The 22232-nt window shown below is 62.2% G+C and carries 18 protein-coding genes and 1 pseudogene; 12 read left to right on the forward strand and 7 right to left on the reverse strand.

Going from position 1 to position 22232, the window contains the following annotated elements:
• Positions 1-403: 403 nt before the first annotated feature.
• Positions 404-700: a hypothetical protein gene (locus tag KBY93_RS04535; protein ID WP_255093063.1), complete on the forward strand. Its 297-nt coding sequence runs from the start codon at positions 404-406 to the stop codon at positions 698-700.
• 24 nt (positions 701-724) lie between these two features.
• On the opposite strand, the gene KBY93_RS04540 is transcribed toward KBY93_RS04535, so the two are convergent.
• From KBY93_RS04540 to KBY93_RS04550, 3 genes are all read right to left on the reverse strand, one after another.
• The gene (locus tag KBY93_RS04540) at positions 725-1669 is read right to left on the reverse strand and encodes a DUF5672 family protein (protein ID WP_255093064.1); all 945 of its coding nucleotides are present in this window, start codon (positions 1667-1669) and stop codon (positions 725-727) included.
• A complete protein-coding gene (locus KBY93_RS04545) occupies positions 1666-2304 on the reverse strand; it encodes a class I SAM-dependent methyltransferase (RefSeq protein ID WP_255093065.1) in 639 nt (212 codons plus the stop codon). The genes KBY93_RS04540 and KBY93_RS04545 overlap by 4 nt, the downstream gene beginning before the upstream one ends.
• Positions 2305-2404: 100 nt before the next feature.
• Positions 2405-3163: a sulfotransferase gene (locus KBY93_RS04550; RefSeq protein ID WP_315856386.1), complete on the reverse strand. Its 759-nt coding sequence runs from the start codon at positions 3161-3163 to the stop codon at positions 2405-2407.
• Positions 3164-3236: 73 nt separating this feature from the next.
• On the opposite strand from KBY93_RS04550, the gene KBY93_RS04555 reads away from it, so the two are divergent.
• From KBY93_RS04555 to KBY93_RS04595, 9 genes are all read left to right on the forward strand, one after another.
• On the forward strand, positions 3237-3842 hold the full coding sequence (locus tag KBY93_RS04555; RefSeq protein WP_255093067.1) for a hypothetical protein: 606 nt from the start codon (positions 3237-3239) through the stop codon (positions 3840-3842).
• 26 nt (positions 3843-3868) lie between these two features.
• Positions 3869-6826, forward strand: a complete 2958-nt coding sequence (locus KBY93_RS04560) for a glycosyltransferase (RefSeq protein WP_255093068.1) — start codon at positions 3869-3871, stop codon at positions 6824-6826.
• Between the two features lie 80 nt (positions 6827-6906).
• Complete coding sequence (locus KBY93_RS04565) at positions 6907-7953, forward strand: glycosyltransferase (protein ID WP_399222591.1); 1047 nt, start codon at positions 6907-6909, stop codon at positions 7951-7953.
• Between the two features lie 20 nt (positions 7954-7973).
• On the forward strand, positions 7974-9281 hold the full coding sequence (locus KBY93_RS04570; RefSeq protein WP_255093070.1) for a glycosyltransferase family 1 protein: 1308 nt from the start codon (positions 7974-7976) through the stop codon (positions 9279-9281).
• A gap of 1031 nt (positions 9282-10312) precedes the next feature.
• Entirely contained in the window at positions 10313-12364 is a 2052-nt protein-coding gene (locus tag KBY93_RS04575; RefSeq protein ID WP_255093071.1) for a glycosyltransferase, read from the forward strand.
• A gap of 215 nt (positions 12365-12579) precedes the next feature.
• A complete protein-coding gene (locus KBY93_RS04580) occupies positions 12580-13452 on the forward strand; it encodes a glycosyltransferase (protein WP_255093072.1) in 873 nt (290 codons plus the stop codon).
• Between the two features lie 80 nt (positions 13453-13532).
• Positions 13533-14189, forward strand: coding sequence for an ABC transporter ATP-binding protein (locus KBY93_RS04585; protein WP_255093073.1), 657 nt, complete (start codon positions 13533-13535; stop codon positions 14187-14189).
• Positions 14173-14958, forward strand: coding sequence for an ABC transporter permease (locus KBY93_RS04590; RefSeq protein ID WP_255093074.1), 786 nt, complete (start codon positions 14173-14175; stop codon positions 14956-14958). The genes KBY93_RS04585 and KBY93_RS04590 overlap by 17 nt, the downstream gene beginning before the upstream one ends.
• Positions 14959-15017: 59 nt before the next feature.
• Complete coding sequence (locus tag KBY93_RS04595) at positions 15018-16397, forward strand: glycosyltransferase family 1 protein (RefSeq protein WP_255093075.1); 1380 nt, start codon at positions 15018-15020, stop codon at positions 16395-16397.
• Positions 16398-16421: 24 nt separating this feature from the next.
• Here KBY93_RS04595 and ribH read toward each other — a convergent pair whose 3' ends face one another.
• Both ribH and psbZ read right to left on the reverse strand, forming a co-directional pair.
• Positions 16422-16901, reverse strand: a complete 480-nt coding sequence (gene ribH / locus KBY93_RS04600; protein ID WP_255093076.1) for a 6,7-dimethyl-8-ribityllumazine synthase — start codon at positions 16899-16901, stop codon at positions 16422-16424.
• A 22-nt stretch (positions 16902-16923) separates the two neighbouring features.
• A complete protein-coding gene (gene psbZ, locus KBY93_RS04605) occupies positions 16924-17112 on the reverse strand; it encodes a photosystem II reaction center protein PsbZ (protein ID WP_094554848.1) in 189 nt (62 codons plus the stop codon).
• 205 nt (positions 17113-17317) lie between these two features.
• On the opposite strand from psbZ, the gene mutS reads away from it, so the two are divergent.
• Positions 17318-20161, forward strand: a complete 2844-nt coding sequence (gene mutS / locus KBY93_RS04610) for a DNA mismatch repair protein MutS (protein ID WP_255093077.1) — start codon at positions 17318-17320, stop codon at positions 20159-20161.
• Between the two features lie 59 nt (positions 20162-20220).
• Here the strand turns inward: mutS and KBY93_RS04615 are convergent, their stop codons facing one another.
• On the reverse strand, positions 20221-20601 hold the full coding sequence (locus KBY93_RS04615) for a DUF6165 family protein (protein ID WP_255093159.1): 381 nt from the start codon (positions 20599-20601) through the stop codon (positions 20221-20223).
• A gap of 24 nt (positions 20602-20625) precedes the next feature.
• A pseudogene (locus tag KBY93_RS04620) lies at positions 20626-21252 on the reverse strand (precorrin-8X methylmutase); the annotation flags it as partial.
• On the opposite strand from KBY93_RS04620, the gene holA reads away from it, so the two are divergent.
• Entirely contained in the window at positions 21245-22213 is a 969-nt protein-coding gene (gene holA / locus KBY93_RS04625; protein WP_255093078.1) for a DNA polymerase III subunit delta, read from the forward strand. The pseudogene KBY93_RS04620 and the gene holA overlap by 8 nt on opposite strands.
• The last annotated feature ends 19 nt before the right edge of the window (positions 22214-22232 follow it).

Below are 22232 nucleotides of genomic sequence, written 5' to 3' on the forward strand. Positions count from 1 at the left end.
TTTCGGTACATGTGCGGCTGTGATCAGTAGCAGCAATCCACGATTGCCGCATTCCTGGCCAGTCTACCGGCTATCAACCGCTGAGACCAGTTGCGGCACAATCGATCTGGCTTTTTCAGGAGTCCCTATGTAGACCAAGGAAGGTGCTGGTGAGATTCAGCTGATGGCTGCTGTCGCTGATACGGCTGGATCACGCTCAGTGTGCACGGCGACGATTAGGTAGGCGGCGCGTTGACTCGCCAGATTCGTTACTGCCGAATTACTGTTGACTCAGCAGGAATGTTCCCTTGGCTCCGTTGCCCCGGCCGGCCGATCGCAGGCTGTAGCGGCAGCGACGCCGGCAGCTGCTTGAGGCGGCCCGCAGCCGTTACCAGGCACTTGGCTCCGGGAGAAGGGCGCCCTGGTGGATGAGCTGGTGGAGCTGAGCGGCTATCACCGCAAATCAGTCCTGCGGTTGTTGCGCCAGCAGCCGGTGGACCCCCTTGGTCCGCCGGCTGCTGGCGCTGATCACGATTCAGCTGTAGCTGTTGGCCATAGCCGGCTCTATGGCCCCGAGGTGGTGCAGTTGCTGGAGACGCTCTGGGAGGCGAGTGATCATCTCTGCGGCAAGCGTCTGGCGGCGGTGTTGCCCACGCTGGTGCCGGCGCTGGAGCGCCATTGTCGGAGTAGTGAGGTTTACCCTCCGCGACCGAGAATCTAACTGCACCTGCCACACCAGGTGCATTCAGGACAGCATCGATGTCGCGGCTGTGAGTGCCATCACCTGCTTCAAGTGCCGCTCAAAGAGCTCCGCAACCTCCGAGGCGGGCAGATAGCGCCAAGCGGCGTGTGCACCGGCACTTCGCTCATAAGCGGTCTCGCAGGAAAACTTCTCAGCCACGCCAAGAGGCGCCGGCCGAGAATCATAACGGGCTAAGTGCCGGGCAAAGAAAATGTCCTCCGGCTCCTCGGGTGGTGATCCGGCTGCCTCAGCCTCGCAGATCCGGCGCATCAATAATCGGTCCCGGATGGAGAGGCCGCCGTTTCCATTACTGAGGCCTTCGGGCACGGTGTCGCAGAAGCGGCGTGTTTCCCAACGGGGTGACAGTCGCTCGAACTGGGGTCCGTAGCAAGGAAACACTTCCGAACGGAAGCGCCCCTTGGCCCAGGGAGCTCCCACATAGCCGTAGGCAAATGCGGCCTGATCAGGAGGCTCGATTAGAAGGGTATCCGTCTGCACGATCAGCAGACGGGGAACGTCGAGCAGATCCCAGAAGGATGGGCTCTTGAGCAAGGTGTTGTAAGTGTGCCAGTCGAAACGCTCGCACCCCTGCACCCGCAGCCCCACCACTTGCACCCAGTCTTCTAGGCCGGCAAACAGCGCCCGGCTGGACTCGAGCACCGCCGGGGCCGTCACCAGGGTCAGGCGCCAGTGCAACCGGCCCATAAGCAAGGTGTTGAGCACGGTCATGCGCAGCAGAGGCGTTGGACGGTCATCCACGATCAGGGCTTGCATTCCCCGATCCAGCCGGACCCGCAGCTCCGGTCGGGCGGCCAGCTCGGGCAGTGCTTGCGACCACGGCTCCAGGTAAGTCCCCAACACCAACGCCGCATGGGCCTGGAACATGGCGATGCGGTAGGCCTCCAGCTGGAGGGTGGCGGTGTATGAATGCTGCCCCGTTCTGCTCATCGGGCCGGACGGTAGGCCATCATCACCTGGTCACGCGGATGATTCCAGCCGCCGATGTACTCGGGCCGATAAGCATGCTGATGGCCAAAGGCCTCCATCTGGGCGCGTGTGTAAGCAAAAAAGCCGTGGTCGTGGGGGCTGCTGGGATTGGCCCGCTCCTGTTGCGCCTCAAAGAAGGTGGCGTAGAGAACCCCATCAGGTCGCAGACAGGGGCGCAGCCGTTCCAGGCAGCGCTCGATCAGAGCCGGTGGCAGATGGGTGAACAAAGACTGGGCGATGGCCACGTCCACGGACTGTCTCAAGCGGCCGAAGCGGAACTGACTATCACAAAGTATCCGGGGTGCCTTGCTCCGCCGCAGTTGTTCGCCCAACTCCTGCTCCAGGCCAGCGCGAATCAGGCTGCGCTCCTTCTCAATCCCCAGGTAGTGGCCCGGTTCCAGGTAAGGAATGGCTTTCACCCCCAGCCGCAACGCACCGCAGGCGATATCCAGCAGATAGTGGTCTGGCCGAAGCCCGCGTGCCCGCAGGAAATCGAACTGCAGCTGTCCGATCGGCTCCCACAGACCACCCACGTACTCCCTGTGACCGCGAACCTCCAGGCCCCGCTCACCCTCCGGGTCAAGGGAGTCGCTCATGGGGACAGAGCGACTCAGCGAGCCCCGCAACATGGTCAGGATCCTGCGCATCCGTACTTCCCCTTCAGGGCGAGTTTAGGCAGTGAGCCAGCCGAAGCAGTCAAGGCCAGCGCAGGCCATAACGCTGTTCCATGGCGTCATAGGTTGAAGCGAGGCTGTGCCGCAAACACTCCCGAAGGGCTGGATCTATGTTCCTTGCTTCTCCATGGCCACTATTCTCCCGGGGTAAGTGTAATGGTGGCGGCACCTGAGGAAGCTCAAGGAAGGTCAGCAACCGGGGCCAGAGACGTTCCGGGGCCGTAAAGAGATCCTCGCTGCGGGCCACCAGGAGCTGGTGGGGTGGGAACAGGCCTTCGTAGCGCTCCAGCTGATGCTCGTAGCGACTTCGGCTTAGATAGCTGTGAACCTGGTGGGAGTGGTGCTCCGCCTTCCCGGCAAGCAACAGCGCCTCTGCCACCGCAAGACGCTGCTCCTCAGCGGCCAGAGCCTGCTCCAACGGCAGCGGTTCAAGACCCAGTCGAAGGGAGTGAAACAGACCGGAGAGGGTCCGCTCCACCGGGTCTCGCAGGAGCACGATCAGACGGATCTCGGGGAGGAGATCCTTGATCCGGCCAGGGGCAGCTGGATGAAACAAGTAGTAGGGAGTGATGTCTCCACAACGCTGGCCTGGCCCTGCCGCTGAGAACTGCTTGGCATACCAGTCCGGCCCACGGCTGTAGAACAGCGTGAAGTAATGCAGCTCCTTGCCAACCGGTAGATGGACCCGAGGATGGGACGACAACCAAACATGAAGCGTGGTAGTGCCGGCCTTCTGAGCCCCAAGGCCAAGAAAGTGTGGAAGCAACGCCCATGGGCTCAACAGAGTGAATCACCGTACCGACCCTGCCTGCCTGGTCTGCGCCAGTTCCGGCACGCGCACATCACAAGAATCCATGATCATTGCTGACTCCTTTCTGTGGCTGCATCTTCCCAAGAGCGGCGGCACATCCATGACTCGGCTGTTCCGTGACTGGAATCTGCCCGGGATTCAGATCGACCCCGACGACACCCCGACCAAGCACGATTCGGTGCCCTTGCGAGAAAGCCGCGGAAAGTGGCGGGCCGGTTCGCGGCAGCGCTTCATCACCGCTCGCAGGCTCACCGCCTGGCTGGTGAGCGACTGGGAGCACAAACGGCGACACATGCACCTGCCCGATCTTCCATTCGAACCGGTACGCAGCGGCCTGACCTATTCACTTCGACTGGGCGGGACCTGGGTGGCAGCCGACTGGTGGCTGCAGTATTTCGCCGCCGACACCGACACAACCGCCCTGCGGCTCGAGCACCTGGCCGACGACCTGAACCGTGAGCTGCTGCCCCTGCTGCCAGCCGGCACCCAAGCCGTCAGGGCCCCCAAGCTGCCCCGCGAGAACGCCAAACCCGCCAACAACCTCTCGCAGCCGATGTTCAGCTCCGCGGATCTCGCACGGATCAGGGCGGTAAACCCCCGCTGGAGCGCCTGGGAGGAGCAGGTCTACGTCCCCCAAGCCCGCCCGTAGGCTGAATCTCGCTCTGGCCCATCGTCGTGACCCTGATCCTGCTGATGGGCATGCACCGCAGCGGGACCTCCCTGCTCGGCTCGCTGCTGGCCGGGCTGGGGGTTCCACTGCCCGGCAGGTTGATCGCTGGAGATCAACACAATCCCGGTGGCTATTACGAGCGGGAAGACACCACGGCGATCCAGGAGCAGCTGCTGCGCGAACTCGGACGCTGGTGGCCCACCGAAGCCGGGCTGCTGCCACTCCCGGACGGCTGGCTGGAACTGCCCAGCACCGTGCGGGCTCGAAACAAGCTGAAGCTCTTGCTGCAGGGGGAACAGGACCGGCAAAAAGGCCCCTGGGCGATCAAGGATCCACGCATCTCCCTGCTGCTGCCCCTCTGGAGGCAGTTGTCTGGGCAACTCTCTCTGCCGCTTCGCCTGGTGATCAGCGTGCGGGATCCAGCTGAGGTGATTGTCTCACTCATGGAGCGCGACAGCCAGACGGCAGGCATGACCCCATGGCGAGCCCAGCGGCTCTGGTGGCACCACAACCGCCAGGCGCTCCTGGAGGCAGGCGGCCTGCCCCTGCTGGCCCTGGACTACGGAGCCTGGTTCGAGCCCCTCTCAGCCGAACGTCAGTTGCGTGCACTGGCGGCGTTCTGCGGAAGCAAGGATCCGATCCCCACGACCCTGGAACAGTTGCGGCTCCGGATCCGGCCCGGCTATCGCCGCAGCCACCGCGATGCGGCGGCCCTGCCGCTACCTGTTCATCCCCGCCTGCGTCAGTTTCAACGGAACCTGGGCGAGCTGGCCGGCCATGACGGCGATGCCCTGGAGCTGCAGGCGCTGCGACGCTGGCTGGAGCAGCAGGACTGCCAGCCCCTCCCCGAGCTTCCGCCCCACGGAGGCAGCCTGCGCTCCCGCCTGATCGCCGCACGGGCCCGTCGGGCACCCCAGTGCCCGACGGGTGGCTGGTTTGACGAGCCCCACTACCGCGCCCAGGTGCCTGCCCTACCAGCCGACCATCCCCCCCTGCTGCACTACTGGTGGCGCGGCTGGCGGGAGCATCGCTCGCCCCACCCTCTGTTTGATCCCGGCTTCTACGAGGCCGTCTGCCGCGACGAGGGCCTCACCCCCATGGGAGCTCCACTCCATCACTTTGTGACGTTGGGCCTGGCTCGAGGTCTCTCCCCCTGCCCCCTGGCCGATCCGGCGTGGGCACGGGCAGCACCCCAGCGTTGGGCGCTGTGGCGGGCGGCCCAGCTGGAGGGGATGCACCCCTGGGGCGCCGCCGCACTGGCCCTAAGCGGCGGCCAGCTGGGCCCTGCGATCAAGCGGCTTCAGGGCTGGCTACAACATGGCTTGGACCCGGACACCCTGACAGCCATCCGCCTGGCAGAGCCCGCCGATTTCGCGCTGGTAGAAGAACTCCTGCCGGATTTTTCCCCGCTCCCCTCCCGCTGCCGCCTGGTGGGGATCGGCACCTCCCCCAGCGATTGGCGCCTGCATGCCTGGCTGCAACGCTGCCCCCTGCCAGAGGGGTTCAGCCTGCTCGAGGAGAGCGAAGAGAACCCTGGCGCTGGCCGACTGGCACTCGTCCTGGAGCCCGTGCCGGCCGGCACGGCCAGCCTGGAGCTCCTTGGCCTGGCTCACCTGGCGCAGGTATGGGCCCCGGACGCGGACACGGTGGAGCTTCTGCGGCGGCTTGGGGTGAACGCCCGGCAACTCGATGCCGACGTTCCAGCCAATGGCTGGCTGCAACAAGCCGGTGATGGAGCCGCCGCCAGCCTTCGGCTGGGGCTGCCGGACCCTGCCGCCCTGGGCTTATCCAGCACCTGTCCAGCGGGCAACCCTTCGGGCGTGCTTTGTCTGGGTAGTGCGGGCGAATCCTGGGAACGTCAATTACGGCCGCCCATATGGGCCTGGCCAGCGTTTGATCAGGTCGTGATTTCGGCACCCGAAGACGCGCGACTGCTGGCCAGCTGGCTCAATACCTGCAGCGCCAAGGGACTTCAGCTGGTGCGTCTGCAACCCAGCGAAGCGGAGCGCCACAGCCGCGCCTGGCGCGCTCTCGCCAGTCCTCGCGATCCCTCCCCCGGCTGGCTGCCCGCCCAGGCCTTCATGGCGCCACTCAGCCCTGCCGAGCTAATGGCGGAGCTGAACTGGCGAGCCTGCGGGCGCCAGCCTCCGGTTCTTGCCCCCACGCCACGGCCCGTGGTGCGGCAGCTGTGGAGCAGGAACTCCACTCAGCCGGTCACAGCGGCCGTCTGCATCAGCCTGTTCAACTACGGCGATCGGATCACGACGGCACTGGAGAGCGTGTATAGCCAGACCCATCCAGACCTGGAGCTGGTCGTGGTCGATGACGCCTCTGGCGACGGGGGAGCGCAGACGGTGATCCGCTGGCTGGAAGAGCGGGGATCCCGCTTCCCGCGAGCTCTTGTGCTGCAGCACGAGCGGAATGGAGGGTTGGCCGCCAGCCGCAACACCGCCTTCGCCGCTGCAGCCGCTCCCTGGTGCTTCGTTCTCGATGCAGACAACCAACTCGAACCGGAGGCGGTGGCCCTCACCCTGAGCATCGCCACAGTGGCTCCTGCCGCTATCGCGGTGGTGCATCCCCTGCTGGAAGTGGTGGCCAGCTCCGAACGGCCCGATGAGCAGCGCACTCTGATGACGGGCCGGAGCTGGCAGCGGACCCACTTCGAGCAGGGCAACTACGTAGACGCCATGACCCTGGTGCGGCGCTCTGCCTGGGAGCAGGTCGGTGGCTACCGCCATATCCCCGGCGGTTGGGAGGACTACGACTTCTGGTGCAGCCTGATCGAGGCGGGATTCGAGGGCGTGCTTTGTCCCCAGCGGCTCGCCACCTACTTCAGCCATGGCTCCTCGATGTTGGCCACCGAAACCAACCTGCAAAGGCGAGCCGTGGCCCGTCAGCTACAACAACTGCATCCCTGGCTCACCCTGCCCCTCGCGCAGGCGTCGGAGGAAGCCACCCTCTGAGGCCGGCCTCAGACCAATCTTTCCCGCTCCCCATCACCGTGGACGCAGTCACCCCAAGCATCCCCACAATCTCCTGCCTGGTGATTTCGCGCCAGCCGCAGCTCCTGAACCGGATGCTGGCGAGCCTGGAGCAGGCGCGGAGGTTCTGGCAGCCAGGCGACGAAGTCCTCTGTTCCTGGAATGGCTCCGGCACCGATGAAGAAAGGATCGAAGCCCCAGGACCACCACCCTTCCGGATCGCCAGCCGAACCGCGTATCACTTCGCCGCCAACATGAATCGGTTGGCCGACCAGGCGAACGGAGAACTGCTGGTTCTTGTCAACGACGACGTGATCCTCGATCCCGGCTGCCTCGATCGGGCCGTCCAGATCCTTGAGACGCTCCCCGAGATCGGGTTGGTGGGTGGAAGGCTACGTAGCTCCGCAGGCCTGCTCTCCCACGCCGGCCTGCTGTTTGCCAACGATGGCTGCCCATACAACCGCTTCCGGCCCGATCAGCTCGGTCCCCTGATTGACCCAGATGGCCTTGAGGTGCAGGAGTCGGGGCCCATGCCGGCCGTCACCGGAGCGCTGATGGTGATCCGCCGCAGCGACTTTCTCAGTCTCCGCTTCCGGGAGACCTTCCGGGTCTGCGGCGAGGACGTGGCCCTCTGCCTCGACTGCTGGAGCCGCTTGGGCAAGTCACCTTACTACGCCAGCGATGTGACGGCCATCCATGACGAAAAGAGCACTCGCGGTGACAGCCTCGATCACTACGACATCCAGGCGGTGGGTCGACTCGTGCGGGACCTCGCCGATGAGCATCCTGAGCTGCGTGCCCGGTTCAGCCACTGGGCCGTTCAGGAGGCGGCGTTGATGTGGCGTCTCTGCCAACAACTTCGAGGCGAACGGGACGGGGCCCGGCAGCAACGTGACGACCACGTGAAGCAGTTACAGGAGTTGCTGCAAGCGGAGCAGAAGCAGTGGAGTGATGATCGAACCCAACTGATCCAGGAACGCGATCAGGCACGCGCCGACGCGATCAGGGCCCAGCAGAAGATCAAGGACCTTCTGCAGAGCACGTCCTGGAAGCTCACCGCGCCGCTGCGCTCGATCAGCGAGCGGCTCGGCGCCCGGCCCACCGCTTAGCTTGCGCCAGATCACGCCCCATGAACACCCGCTTGAACCCATCCCCTACCCAGAACCCCCGTGCCGATGCCGTGATTGATCTGCTCTTCGACGCGTTGATCCTCGGCCAGGCTTATCGGGCAGACGTGTCCCGGGGGGGGATCTACCGCTATGCCAGCCAGCTGTTGATCAGCCTCGAAAGCCTTCAGAGGAATCGCCTGCTCCCTTACTGCCCCGATCCTCTGCTGGCGGAATCCGTGGCTGCTGAACTGACCCAACTACGGCACAGGGGAACGACCCCAGCAGCCCAGACCCAGCGACGACGAAGTTGGCTCCTGCGGCCGCCAGCCCCGGTCAAGTCTCTCCTGAAGCCTTTCTACAGGAAGTTCCTTGCTTCCAAGCCCCTTCGCCAGAGTGCCGAGAGGAACCTCAGCAAAGCGCTTGAGCGCTGCAATCGAGCTTCCACAGTGTTCCACACACCGTTTCAGTGCGTACCCGCTGAAGTGCGCAGCGCCGGGCTGCCTTCGGTGATCACCGTGCACGACATGTTGCCGCGCATCCACCCCGAGTTCTTCACAGAAGAAACCATCCGCCATTTCACCGAACTCTTCGACACGCTCGAGCCCAGAGACCATGTCATTTGCGTTTCGGAATCGACCCGCAGGGACTTCCTCCGCTTCAACCAGCGCATCCCAGAATCTCAGATCCACGTGACACCTCTGGCCGCTTCCCCTGAACTCGGTCCGATACAAGATGCCGCCGTGCTGGCGGAAGCCCGGCAACAGTACGGGTTGGGAGAAACGGACTCAGTCATTCTCAGCCTATGCACCCTTGAGCCTCGCAAGAACCTGCGCCTCCTGATTGAGGTATTCGAATCTCTCCACACCAAAGGTAATCATGATTCCCTCAAGCTGGTGTTGGCAGGCTCACTCGGCTGGAAGACGACGGCCCTGATGCAGCAGATCCAGGACAGTCCGGCATCCGAATCTATCGTCATCACCGGGCATGTCCCCGACCAGCAACTGGCGGCGCTTTTCTCCACAGCAATTGTATTTGTTTACCCCTCGTTGTACGAAGGCTTTGGCCTGCCTCCATTGGAGGCGATGCAGTGTGGAGCACCCGTGATCGTGGGTGCCACCTCCTCCCTGCCGGAAGTCACGGGTGAGGCCGCCCTGCAGGTGGATCCCCGCAGTGCCGCAGAACTCCGTGACGCCATCGAGCAAGTGCTCACCTCACCATCACTGCGTCGCACCCTTTCGGCCCGATCGCTCGTGCAGGCCAGCCACTTCAGCTGGCAACGGACCGCAGAACGCACAGCAGACATCTATGAAATAGCCCTCGGACGCTGAGGTGCCAACTCTCCCGTCCCCTAGTGTTGCGCTCGTTTACCGACCAGAAGGCTTCCGGCAGATCGGCGGAATTCGGCGGCTCGCCCTCGAGGTGGTCGGAGTCCTGAACAGTCGCGCTGAAGCCGGGGGGCAAGCACGCCTGGCGACGCTAGTGGTGGTGGCAGCGCACGGTGATGGGTACAGCCATGGGTCTCTGCAGGGTGGCGTTCTGCCGGGAACGGTGTCGATCCAAAAGATCCAGCCGCGCGATCACCTGCTGATCTTCGGCTGTGACAGTGTCTGGGCTTATCTTCTGGTCCTTTGGCTGAGGTTGGCACGTCGATCAATCAGCGTGTGGTGGCTGCCGAGTTTCCACGATCCCGCCCATGTCCGCCATCGCTGGCGAGCATGCTTAGCCCAGCGGATGCTGCAAGTTGTGCAGTGGCTCGGGGTCGTGGTCTACGTCCAGACCAGCCACGAGCAGCGCCTGCTGGCGGGTCCCCGTTGCCGGCTGTCCAGTCATGCACTGGCACCGCAGATCCGGACGAGACTGCAGCTGCAGCCCCCGACTTCGCCCCGAAGCATCGATCTCCTGTTCCTCGGAAGGCCGACAGACCAGAAAGGTTGGTCCCGGTTCCTGGAACTGGTAAAAGCCACAGGCCTTTGCGCTGTGGCGATCGTGCCGGTCCGTCCCTGTCCCGAGCCCTCCATACCTGGACTGCGGCTGGAGGTGGCCCCCAGCGACGCGGAGATTTCCCGGCTGCTGGAAGATGCGAAACTTGTGACAATCCCGGCAGACTACGAATCTTTCGGGCTTGCGCAGCTGGAAGCAGTCGCATCCGGTTGCGTCGTACCGATTCTGGGCTGTTGGCCACTTTGGGAAGGATTCCCATGGCTGAATTGGCAGCGCTGCAGCGTCACCCAGCTGAAGCGACATTGTTATCGGCTGTCCAGCTCGGAGTCACTGAGGAGGCGGCTGGCTCAACGCCAACGTCACTATCTCCAGGGCCATTCGCTTATGCAGACTCCCTGGCTCCCCGGCCTCTGATCTGATGCCTCTGAGAGTCTCGATCGTTGTCCCATTCCGAAACCAGGGAGTGCTTCTCTGCCAGGCTTGCCGGTCGCTACAAGCGCAGACAATGGCGGAGTGGGAGTGTCTGCTGATCGACGATGGCTCAGAGGAGGAGAGCGTGCGCATCGCAACCACTCTGGTGGCAAGCGACCCGCGCTTCTGCCTTTTGCATGTCGCTGATCCCGACCACTTCCCGGGCCCTTGGCTGGCACGCAACCTTGGCATCTCAGCCGCCAGAGCAGAGTTAGTGGCATTTCTGGATGCTGACGATCTCTGGCACCCGAAGAAACTAGAAACGCAGCTGGACGTTCACACCCGGCTGAACGTGCATCTCTCTGTCACGGGGTACTACAGGTTCGAGGAGCGAGACCTCAAAGTTCGGGAATACAGAATCCCTCCAAGAAGCATTCGTTATGGACAACTCTTTTTAGGGAATGTCATTCCACTTTCCTCCGTACTGGCGCATAAATCATTGCTGCGCCATGGGTTTCAGCCCGAGCGACACGAAGACTATGGTCTTTGGCTGAGACTTTTTGCCAACAATTCACCACTGGCCTACGGGTGCGTCTCAGATGCCTTGATGGCCTATCGGCTGCACGGCGCCTCTCTTTCATCTAAACGTGAATGGAGTATTTTAGCAGTTGAGAAGCTGTTTCGCAAGCAAATCAGCAATCGCTTGCTCAGCCGCTTCGCAGCAACGACTTGGCTACTGATACGCTGCTGCAGCCTTCTGATTTCACTGACTACTGCACGGCTAAGAGCGCCTCAGAAACTACCTAGAGCCTTTGCCCAGTTCATTGTAGGCAGCTATCAGCATAACGGCAGCCTGAAAGACGTCACAACAAGCTCCGATGATGCTTCACGTATCATTCAGGAAATGTCACCAGCCGGCTGGATTCAACTACTCAGAGAGTGGCCTCCTGGCTATGGGGGCATCGAAAGAGTGGCCCATGAGATGTCGGACTCCTGGCAGAAAAGAGGAATGTCATCTATCACCCTAAGCCTCAAGTCGGCGACACAGATGGAAGCAGATCCCCTACCGGCCTCCTATGCACGCTCCTCGCTGCCTCACCTGAGCTTTGGCCAGCTGCTCGTTCCCCTCCCACATCGACGAATCCTGGCTGTCCTGTTGAGCCCCGCACCTCTGTATGTCCACCTCCCCTGTCCGTCCCTCCTGGTAATCAGCATTCTTGCCAGGCTGCTGCAACCACAACGCCGCATCAGCCTGCACTGGCATGTATTTCTTGAGCGGGTACCTGGACCACGTGGATGGCTGATCACCGTCTATCAGTGGCTGGCTCTGCGATGGGCCGCTTGGGGGGTTCAACAGGTGATAACGACTTCACCGGTATTGGCGGCAGCCTTGCGTGCCGAAGGGGTACCGTGCAAGCGGCTCGCTGTACTGCCCTGCTGCCTGAGCGAATCAACTGAAATGGCGGCAGCGGCCATCTGGAAGCGGCGGCTGTCTGTGGAAAAACACCATTCCACCGAAGGCTTCAGGGTCCTCTTCATCGGCCGGCTGAACAGGTACAAACGGGTGGATTGGCTGATCAAAGCCTTTACGATCAGCCAGGCCACTTCGCTTGAGATCGTGGGAGATGGGGTCATGCGGGCGGATCTCGAAATTCTTGCCCGTTGCAGTCCCAAGGCAGATTCAATCCGCTTTCATGGCCGGGTTACGGAACAGTTCAAAGCCAGCCTGTTGGAGTTCAGCGATCTTTTGGTTCTACCAGCCGACCAGAGCAACGAAGCATTCGGGATCGTACAACTTGAATCGATGGCATGTGGTGTGCCGGCTCTGGCCCTTGAGCGAGCGCGCTCCGGCATGACATGGGTGAGCGCCCTCGGAGAGTCACTGGGCAATCCACAACCATGGCCATTACAGGGTCCAGAGGATCTGGCCACAGCAATGACTCTCCTGGCCATGCGGCCAGACTGGTATCGAAAAGCAATGATGGCAGCACGACTGCGATATGAAAAATTGTTCGCAAGACGAATCTGGCAACAACAGCTGGAAACAATTATAGAATGACACTAGTCAGCAACCTTCTATTATACCAGCCAGGCCATTCGGGTTTTTCCAGCTATGTCCACAGGGTAATGCCAGGGCTGCCTGGATTCAGGCTTCAATTACAGAGTAACGTCGGTGCAGATTGTATAGCAGGGGACAGTTTACCTACCAAGCTGCCTAGCACAAAGCTGCTTCGATGGCTGCATCGACTCTCACTGACTCAGCACGGTGTCAATGTGCAAAGTGCGCTCTCTTCGGCCGGGATCGCGATCGACGACATCGAAGCGGTTTATAGTCCTTTCTGCGATTATCTGTTTTCCCTGCCGCGAACTAATCAGGTCATCACCTGCCACGATCTCACCCCTCTTTCCTTCCCGAATAGCCGTAAGGCCTGGACAAGGTACAAGCTCTGGACTCCGGTGCATCTGCAGCGTGCCAAGAAGATTGTGGCAATAAGCGGTTTCGTCGCCGATCAACTTGTTGCCCTTGGCGTGCCCGCCAGCAAGGTAGAGGTGGTTTTCAATGGCATTGCCCTGGAGCGACCACGCCTCATCAGTTCTTTAAGCCACGACCTGATCATGCTGGCTCGTCACGATGCGAACAAGAACGTTCCTTTTGTTGTGCGCGCCTTCGGGCAGTTCCTGGAACAACAGCCTGACTGGCCTGGACGTCTGGTGGTCGTAGGACGTTCAGGGCGGCAGACACCAATCCTGCGGGCGCTTCAGCGTTCCCTGTCGCAACCGGAGAGGGTCGAATTCGTGGAAGCCCTGAGTAGGAGCACTCTGGTGGAGCGGCTGCGAAAGGCTTTCGCCCTGGTATCAGCGAGCGTCATGGAAGGCTTCGACTACCCTGTTCTGGAGGCCAAAGCTGAAGGCCTTCCCACCCTGATCAGTCGTATCCCTGTCCATCGCGAGCTTCACAGCGATTCCTCGCTGTTCTTTGGCCTTGATGACGAGGGCGCCCAGTTCAGGGATGCACTGATTCTTCTCGCCCAGAACAACGACTTATGGTCAGAGCTGTCAAACCGGGGGTACCGACTGGCAAGCCGATTGGACCTCAGCCTTCAACAGCAGGGCATTCAGGCGGTACTGGGAGCAGTGAGCCAGTAATCTCTGCCCGTGACGTATGGCTACGCATACCAATTTACTCCAGTGAGACTCGTAGTCTTAAATCCGTACTTCTCCGCTCAGTGACCGGTGGCAACCTGCGCAGGGTTGGCTCGGGTGCAGAGATAGAAGCTGTACGTGGAGTCACCTGCACAATAAATCATGGCGAGCGCGTGGCCTTGATCGGTCACAATGGCGCAGGGAAATCCACTTTTCTGAAACTGCTGAGTGGCATCTATCAGCCGACTCAAGGCCACCTGAGCACCAGTGTAGCAGTCCATCCGATGATTCAGAAGAGCTTTATCACTAGTAATGAGCTCAGTGGATTGCAGGCAGCCAAAGCTCACTATCTTCTCGTCAATGGTACCCTTCATGGTTTTCAGCAATTTCTTGATGATGTCATCAACTTCTCCGGACTTGGAGACTTCATTCACCTTCCTGTTAGAAGCTATAGCGAAGGAATGGGAGCTAGATTGCTTTTTTCACTGCTCACAGGCAGCAAGCACGAATGCTTGGCCTTAGATGAAGGATTTGGAGCTGGCGATAGCAGCTTCTATGAGAAAGCAGAACAGCGCATGAGGGTTTTCGTTGAGTCAGCAGGAACGCTCATTCTTGCCTCTCACTCCGATGATTTGCTGCGAAAGTTCTGCAAACGCGGCCTTGTCTTTGACCAGGGACGCCTTGTTTGTGATTCGAAGCTGGACGAAGCACTTTCTTATTATCATGGCACCCATTACTGACACCCTCTGCTATGCCTGGCAGTCACGCAGAGCTTGGTGGTTCACTGCAACTGCAAGAACACGTGCGCGTTTTGCTAGAACACTCTTTGGCAGCTTCTGGCTTGGGCTGTCCAACCTTTTGTCAATTGCAGCCCTTGCTGTTGTTTACGGCATAGTTTTCAAAGTTGAAAGCTTTTCGACATATGTAGTCTTTCTAGGCCTGGGCCTGACTGTTTGGAATGGGATATCACTATCTCTCAGCTCTTCTCCGACTCTCTTTGAACATAACTCTAATCACCTCCACAATACTAATATAAATCCAATCTTCTATGCCCTTGAAGAATGGTCCTTTCTTGTCCAGACATTCCTTCAGTCGTTTATACTTATTATATTGGCACTCAGTCTTATCCAGCATTCTTTAATTCGCAATTTTCTCTTGCTGTCATGGCTCCCGCTGATCAATCTTTTTGCTTTCTTTTTTTGGGCCCCGTTGATCGTATGCTTGTTAGGAGCACGGTATCGCGATCTCTATCAGCTAGTTCCAATTGTACTACAATTGGTCTTCCTGCTTTCTCCAATACTCTATGAGAAAGAACGACTTGGTCCCTTGATGTGGACAGCAACCTTTAATCCACTCTACCAAATTCTTAGCTCTCTACGTGATGGCCTGATCTCCGGGCAAATCCAATGGGTTCCAGTGCTTGTCGGGCTTCTAATTAATATAGTTGGATTTATACTATCACTTTGGCTACTTGAAAAAGAACGCAGGCATCTTCCCTTTCTAGTATAGCGTGTTCTTTGAGCCATCCCTGCCAAGCCTTGGCCAATCCCTCTACTCGGCCATGATCGATGAATCCTGAACTGGCACCTCAAATGCGCATAGCGATTAACTCTGCTGAAGCATTTCTGCACAATGGAAGCGGAATTAAATATTTCAGCCGATCATTGATCGACTCCCTAAGACAGAAGGACTTGGCTGTTGATATTCTACTAGAAGGCAATTTATCGAATAACAACGGGAGCGAACTCTCCAGCTCAAGTCTGTTCAAGCTTTACGACAAGATCAGCCCAGTCGAAAAGCTTAAACTACGACTAAAAACCGACCTATATAGTCTGCCTCTCTTTCGATTATGTCGTAGTCGTCTGCACAGAGTTTCGCCGAACGACCCACTACTATCCTTAGCTCAGGCGCGAATTCCTGGAAAAGAAATTCTAAACCCAGTTCAATTTCTTATTGCTAAACAAGTTTTCCGCTTGGCCAAGGACCGCTTCAGCAGGAAAGCCAGCTGCACCAGAATTGCAATTCCTTCTGCAGGAGATAAATCTATTGCGATCACCACCTCGGGCAGTTCCATCTTCCATAATCCCTTTCCCTTCCCACTGATTGCAAGTAATTGCTCAAATGTTACAACAATCCATGACCTAATACCACTCACCCATCCAGAACTATGCCTCGACCACCCAGATGTATTTTACCGCTTACTTAATCAACTGATCTCAGCTTCATCTGCAGTCCACGCGATCAGCAGATATACTGCAGATCAGCTCCTTAATATCTATGGCAGTGCTGTCTCGGAGAAACTTAGAGTTATCCCCCAGCCTGTCCCAATCGCGGCCTCTACATCCACGAACGATGATGAATACATCCTTGAACGCGAGCATCTCTACAATCGCCTTCGGGGAGGAGAAGATGTTTTCGTCATTCAAGTGGGCAGCATTGAGCCCAAAAAGAATCATTCTGTATCAATCGCAGCATTCAATGAAGTTCGTTCTAAGTATCCCAATCTAAAGCTTGTTGTTATCGGCAAAAATGGCTGGCTGTCCAACAGTCTTTGCGACTACATGCTTGCCTCTAAGCCTGATGGCATCGAATGGATTGGTTCTGCCTCAAGAGGAGTCCTTGAGTCGTATATGAAACGATCATTGGCGCTCCTTTTTCCCTCCTTAGTGGAGGGTTGGGGCCTCCCGCCCCTTGAAGCGATGGCCATGGGGTGTCCAGTGATCACCAGTTCGATTCCACCTTGTCGAGAATCCTGCGGAAACGCTGCGCTCTTTATCGAAGACCCCACCAGTGTGAACGAGTTAAGAGATCATCTCTTGGATCTCCTTGGTAGTGTCGAACTCGGCTTGGACCTATGCCGCCGAGGTCGATCCAGAGCAAGAGAGTTCAGCGTGAGCCGCTTCAGTGAAAGCATGCTCAACCTTTACCAGAGCATCGATCGGTCTTGACTTGCGAGGCTTCAGCCACGACTGTCAACCGGGCAGCTTCGACATCAAACTCCCCATCTCAAGCGCCTGCAGCGCATAGCTCCAGCCCAGGTTGCTCTTGATGCCCGCCCGCTCTAGGGCCTGCTGCATGGTGTCGGTGGTAAGCACACCGAAGATCACCGGCACGCCTGTGCTGCGCGACACCGCCGCCACCCCCTTGCTGACCTCGGCGCAGACGTAGTCGAAATGGGGGGTGTCCCCCTTGATCACGGCGCCCAGGGTGATGAGTACCTGGTAGCGGCCCGTGGCGGCCAGGCGTTGGGCGACCAGCGGAATCTCGAAACTGCCTGGCACCCAGGCCAGATCCAACTGTTCGCTGCTGGGGCTGGTATCGATGCCGTGGCGGGAGAGGGCATCCAGACAGGCGCTGAGCAGCTTGCCTGTGACCAGATCGTTGAAACGACCGACAACGATGGCGATGCGCAAGCCGCTGAGGTCGGTGAAGCGTCCTTCGAAAACGGCCAAGGGCCTGGTGCGGCGGGCCTGCTCAGACTACGAAATAGCTCATGCCCCAGTTGAGCAGCACCAGGGCCACCCAGGCGGCACCGCCCAGCAGGATCAGCCGGTTGGAGCGACCGCTGTCGTCGGTGCTGGCGTAGAGCACGGGAACCGCGACCACGAGGGCAAACGACATCACCACCAGGGCCAGAACGGTGAGGGTGTTGAGGATCTGCATGGGTCCGGCGGGGGCCTGTGCGTGCTGGAAAACGATTGTTTCACGCCGTTACGGCCGATCAGGAAGGCGGCTCGCGATCCTTCACAACTTGTCGGGCGGAGCCGTCACCGCAAGGCCCTGCGCGACTTGCTCAAGGGTCCATGCCGAGCCACCTACGATCGCGCTCTGGTGCGGGCGAAGCGTGGCGGAGGAGGCCCAGACACAGTTGTCCCTGATCGCCTCTGCGGCGGTGCAGGGGAGCCTGTTCGGCCCCAGCGAGCCTTCAGCGGCTCCCGGCTCTGAAGCATCCACGCTCAACTCAGTGAGCGCTGGCTCGGCCGGAACCGAGCTGGACGACGAGGCCCTGATCGCCGAGGCCACCGCCCGCCCGCGGCGGCGCCAGGCCAGGGAAGCCGATCCCAAAGCCGAAAGCACAGAGCCGGTCGCCGAGTCCGAGGAGTCGGCTGAGGCCGGGGAGTCGGCTGAGGCCGGGGAGTCGGCTGAGGCCGGGGATTCTGGGGACCCCGCCGACGCGCTGCCCCCCTGGCACCACCACAGCCTGGTGGATCCCGAGGCGCTGCCGCCGGTGCTGCGCCACTACGTGGAGCTGAAGGCCGCCCATCCCGAGCGAGTGCTGCTATATCGCCTCGGCGACTTCTTCGAGTGCTTCTTCGAGGACGCCATCCGGGTGTCGCGGCTGCTGGAGCTCACTCTCACCGGCAAGGAGGGGGGCAAACGGATCGGACGGGTACCGATGGCCGGCATCCCTCATCACGCCGCCGAGCGCTACTGCGGCGAACTGGTGCGCCGCGGCCTCTCCGTGGCCCTCTGCGACCAGCTGGAGAGCACGCCGGCACCGGGCGCCCTGCTCAGGCGGGGGATCACCCGCGTTCTCACCCCCGGCACCGTGCTGGAGGAGGGGATGCTGGCGGCACGCCGCAACAACTGGCTGGCGGCCGTGGTGCTGGAGCAGGGCCAGTGGGGGCTGGCTGTGGCCGATGTGAGCACCGGTGAATTCCAGCTGATGCAGCGCCAGGGCAGTGATCAGCTGCACCAACACCTGCTGCAACTGCAGCCGGCCGAGCTGCTCTGGCCCACCGCCGAGCCCAGCGACGAGCCCATCGCGCCGGCCTGGGCCCCGGAGTCGATCCACCGCACACCGCTGCCGCTCACCCCCTTCACCCTGCCGGAGGCACGCCGCACCCTCCTGGAGCGCTTCGAGCTGGCCAGCCTCGAGGGCCTCGACCTGGGCGAAGCCCCCCTGGCCCTGAGGGCCGCCGGCGGCCTGGTGCGCTACCTCGATGACACCCAGCCAGCCACCGACGAGCCAGCTGCAGCCACCGCCATTGCCAGCCGCAACACCCTGGGGCAAATCCCCCTGGATCGGCCCACCCTTCTGCAGCGCAGCGATCAGCTGGTGCTCGACGCCCAGACCCGCCGCAACCTGGAGATCACCCAGACCCAGCGGGACGGACAGTTTCAGGGGTCCCTGCTCTGGGCCCTGGATCGCACCATGACCGCCATGGGCGCCCGGGCCCTGCGCCGCTGGCTGGAGGCCCCCCTGATGGACCTCAAGGCAATCGAGGCTCGTCAGGAGGGCATCGGTGTGCTGGTACAGCAAAGGCCCCTGCGGCTGGCCCTGCGCCGGTTGCTGCGGCCCATGGGCGATCTGGAGCGTCTGGCGGGCCGGGCCGGGGCCGGCAGCGCCTCGGCCCGGGATCTGGTGGCCCTTGCCGATGGACTGGAGCGCCTGCCCCGTCTCGCCGCTCTGCTGGAGTCGGTGGACGCGACCGTGTTCGGCCTCCTGCAACAGAGCGATCCGCAGTTGGCGCAGCTGGCGGCCCTGGTGCGCCACACGTTGGTGGTGGCACCACCGCTCAGCCTCAGCGAGGGGGGGCTGATCCACGACGGAGTCGACAGCCGCCTTGATGGGCTGCGCAACCGGCTCGACGATCAGGACCAGTGGCTGGCGGCCCAGGAGCAGGGGGAGCGCCAGCGCAGCGGCATCCCTGCCCTGCGGCTGCAGTTTCACCGCAGCTTCGGCTACTTCCTTTCAGTGAGCCGGGCCCGGGCCGAGCGGGTGCCGGAGCACTGGATCCGGCGCCAGACCCTGGCCAACGAGGAGCGTTTCGTCACCCCTGAGCTCAAGGCCCGTGAAGGGCGCATCCTGCAGCTGCGGGCCCGGGCCGCCCAGCGGGAATATGAGCTGTTCAGCCAGCTGCGCCAGCAGGTGGGGGAGCTGGCCGGACCGATCCGCCAGGCCGCCAGGCGAGTGGCCGGCCTCGATGCCCTGGCCTCGCTGGCGGAGGTGGCAGCCACCCACGCTTACTGCCGACCGCAGCTCGAGCACAGCCGCTGCCTGCAGGTGGAGGCGGGACGGCACCCGGTGGTGGAGCAACTGCTGGTGGAAGAGGCGTTCAGCGCCAACGATCTGCATCTGGGGGAGGAGGGGCACCCCGACCTGGTGGTGCTCACCGGACCCAATGCCAGCGGCAAGAGCTGTTATCTGCGCCAGAACGGGCTGCTGCAGCTGATGGCTCAGATCGGCAGCTGGATCCCGGCCCGATCGGCCCGCATGGGCCTGGCCGATCGCATCTTCACCCGGGTGGGGGCCGTCGATGACCTGGCCACGGGCCAATCCACCTTCATGGTGGAGATGGCCGAGACCGCCAACATCCTTCACCACGCCACCGACCGCTCCCTGGTGCTGCTCGATGAGATCGGCCGCGGCACCGCCACCTTCGATGGTCTCTCGATCGCCTGGGCGGTGGCGGAGCACCTGGCGGCGGGGCTGCGGGCCCGGGCGGTGTTCGCCACCCACTACCACGAGCTCAACGAACTGGCCTCACTGCTGCCGGGCGTCGCCAACTACCAGGTGCTGGTGGAGGAAACGGGCGATCACCTCCTGTTTCTGCATCAGGTGCGTCCGGGCGGCGCCAGCCGCAGCTACGGCATCGAGGCGGCCCGGCTGGCGGGTGTGCCGCCCCAGGTGGTGCAGCGGGCCCGCCAGGTGCTCGGGCGGATCGAGGCCAACAGCCATGTGGCGGTGGGACTTCAGGCCGCGGCCTAGGGAGTAGATCATCAGAAGCGATCCAGCCAGGCCCGGCGTAACGTCCGTCACCAGACCCCTCAGTCCCCCCCGTAAGACTTCTCCTCCACCAGGGCAGAACCGCTGCTTTGGTTGATGCGGCGCTTTAGGGCGGCCCGCACATCGTTGAGGCGATAGACCGATCGCGCCAGGGCGACAAATTCGGCGTCGAAGCGGCCGAACCGCTCCTGGGCACGGAGCGCCTCCTCAACATCCCAGAGCTCCCGGTTCACCCCCTCGAGCTGTCGGCCCAGCTCCGCCACGACGCCCTCGATGTCCCCCAGCCCCAGCTGCTGGGCCACGGCCTGGAGCTGATCAAACTCGGCGAGCACATGACGGGCGCGCTCGGGCTCGACGATTCGTTCGCGCTTGATCGCCAGGATGGTGAGCTTATCGATCAGCTCCCCCACTGCCACAGGCACCAGAGGCCGCGGGGCCCCACGGGGCCGATCCAGCCAGGCCCGGCGGAGCAGGGCGTTGCAGGTGGCTCCCACCAGGCCGGCGCCGCCCTTGCTGCCCTCGAGCCGGATCTGGGGCAGATCACTGGCGGCCAGGCGCCGCTTGCTCTCCGCCACCCCCACGAAGCCCACCGGCATGCCGATCACCAGGGCCGGCTGACTGGCGCCGCCGGGCTGATCGAGCAGGCGCTCCAGGGCGGTGGGGGCACTGCCAATCAGCACCACCGCCCCGGGACAGGCCGCCAGGGCCGCCGCCATGCCCTCGGCCGTGCGCGTGCCGCCCGGCGGCGCAACGGCCGGCGCCCACTCGAGGATGCTGCGCACCGGGTTGGCAAAGGTTCGCCGGCTCATCGATGTGACGGCCGCAGCGGCCATGGCCGTGTCGGTGAGGATCACCGATCCGGCGGCCAGGGACTGCAGTCCCCGGGCACAGGCCTCGGCGCTGAAGCGCAGGTCGGACGCGATGGCCAGATCACCGCTGCTGTGCACTAGGCGCTCAAGCACCTCCTGCTGCACCGGATCCAGATCGGTGGGGCCCAGCCACTGGCGGATACGCCTCACACTTTCACTGAAGATCGGATGATCCAGATCCAAGCCAGGCCGCCCCATGCCCATCCATCTCTACTGGGGTGACGACGAGGCCGCCAGGACCCGGGCGATCGAAGACCTGATCAACAGGGAAGTGGATCCGGCCTGGCACAGCATCAACCTCACTCGCCTCGACGGCTCCGACGCCGCCCAGGCGTCGCAGGCCCTGAGTGAAGCCCGCACGCCGCCCTTCGGCGGCGGTGCCCGGCTGGTGCTGCTGCAGCGCAGTCCCTTCACCAGCGCTTGCTCGGCCGAGCTGGCCAGCAAGCTCGACGCCTGCCTGGACCTGATTCCCGAAACCTGCCACCTGGTGCTGATGAGCAGCGGCAAACCCGATGCCCGCCTGCGCACCACCAAGGCCCTGAGACAGCGGGCCCTGGAAAAGAGTTTTCAGCTGCCATCGGCCTGGGATGGGGCCGGCCTTGTGGAGCTGGTGGCACGCACGGCGCAGGAGCTGGGGGTGACCCTGGCGGCGGGTGCCGCCGAAGCCCTGGCGGAGGCGATCGGCAGCGACAGTGCCCGGCTGAGCAGCGAGCTGGAGAAGCTGGCGCTCTACAGCGGCGAGGCACCGGTTCAGGTGGCGGCGGTGACTGCCCTGGTAGGCGGCCACAGCACCACCGCCCTGGCGGTGGGGGATTCCCTGCTGGAGGGGAATGCCGGTGAGGCCATCGCCCTGGTCGACGACCTGCTGCAGGCGGGGGAGCCGGCTCTGCGGCTGGTGGCCTCGCTCACCAGCCAGGTCAGGGGCTGGCTGTGGGTCTGCCTGCTGGAGAGTCGGGGCGAGCAGGACGTGGCCGTGATCGCCAAGGCGGCCGGCATCGGTAACCCCAAGCGGATTTACGTGATGCGCCGGCAGATCCGCGGGCGGACCCCGGCCCGACTGCTCACCCTGCTGGCCCAGGTGCTGGAGGTGGAGGCCGCTCTCAAACGGGGCGCCGAGGCCGGTGAAGCCTTCCGCGATGGGCTGCTGCTGGCCACCGCCCGATAATCGCCGCATCACATCACGT

Origin of the sequence: Synechococcus sp. J7-Johnson (assembly GCF_024345795.1) — a bacterium.
Taxonomy (GTDB): Bacteria; Cyanobacteriota; Cyanobacteriia; order PCC-6307; family Cyanobiaceae; genus Regnicoccus_A.

What these genes read in the sequence shown, in the direction of transcription:
- psbZ (WP_094554848.1), bottom strand. Translation starts at nt 17,112, where the DNA reads ATGCAGATCCTCAACACCCTCACCGTTCTGGCCCTGGTGGTGATGTCG.
- KBY93_RS04555 (WP_255093067.1), top strand. Translation starts at nt 3,237, where the DNA reads ATGATCATTGCTGACTCCTTTCTGTGGCTGCATCTTCCCAAGAGCGGC.
- KBY93_RS04590 (WP_255093074.1), top strand. Translation starts at nt 14,173, where the DNA reads ATGGCACCCATTACTGACACCCTCTGCTATGCCTGGCAGTCACGCAGA.
- KBY93_RS04570 (WP_255093070.1), top strand. Translation starts at nt 7,974, where the DNA reads ATGAACACCCGCTTGAACCCATCCCCTACCCAGAACCCCCGTGCCGAT.
- KBY93_RS04545 (WP_255093065.1), bottom strand. Translation starts at nt 2,304, where the DNA reads ATGAGCGACTCCCTTGACCCGGAGGGTGAGCGGGGCCTGGAGGTTCGC.
- KBY93_RS04595 (WP_255093075.1), top strand. Translation starts at nt 15,018, where the DNA reads ATGAATCCTGAACTGGCACCTCAAATGCGCATAGCGATTAACTCTGCT.
- KBY93_RS04540 (WP_255093064.1), bottom strand. Translation starts at nt 1,669, where the DNA reads ATGAGCAGAACGGGGCAGCATTCATACACCGCCACCCTCCAGCTGGAG.
- KBY93_RS04575 (WP_255093071.1), top strand. Translation starts at nt 10,313, where the DNA reads ATGCCTCTGAGAGTCTCGATCGTTGTCCCATTCCGAAACCAGGGAGTG.
- holA (WP_255093078.1), top strand. Translation starts at nt 21,245, where the DNA reads ATGCCCATCCATCTCTACTGGGGTGACGACGAGGCCGCCAGGACCCGG.